This window comes from Streptomyces rhizosphaerihabitans (assembly GCF_025399795.1).
Classification (GTDB): Bacteria; Actinomycetota; Actinomycetes; order Streptomycetales; family Streptomycetaceae; genus Streptomyces; species Streptomyces rhizosphaerihabitans.
Window position 1 is genome coordinate 1 of sequence record NZ_JAODTZ010000196.1, and the last position, 408, is coordinate 408.

Consider the following 408-nt stretch of genomic DNA (forward strand, 5'->3'; position numbering starts at 1 on the left):
GCTGCACCCCCGCGACTGGGTGGCCGCCGAGCGCGAGGGCCGCACGATCGCCCCGCTGATCACCCGGCTGAACCGGATCAGGCGGGACCACAGAGCCCTGCGCGAATTTCGGAACCTCCGATTCCACCGGGCCGACGACGACGCCGTCATCGCGTACAGCAAGCGTTCGGGTGACGACACGGTGGTGGTCGTGGCGAACCTGGACCCCCACCACACCCGGCAAGCCACAGTGTCCTTGGACATGCCGCGACTCGCCCCGAGCGAGGACGCGCGCGTGCCGGTGCGCGACGAGCTCACCGGCGAGACCTACAACTGGGGCAGGTCCAACTTTGTGCGCCTGGGTCCGGGCGGTGCACATGTGCTCACTGTCGGCCCGGCACCGCGGATCGGAGGGTCCCCCGCATGATG

1 pseudogene is annotated in these 408 nt (G+C 70.1%); it reads left to right on the forward strand.

The annotated features are described in order from the left end of the window. Positions 1-406, forward strand: a pseudogene (locus N4G66_RS45380) (alpha-1,4-glucan--maltose-1-phosphate maltosyltransferase); the annotation flags it as partial. Between the last annotated feature and the right edge of the window lie 2 nt (positions 407-408).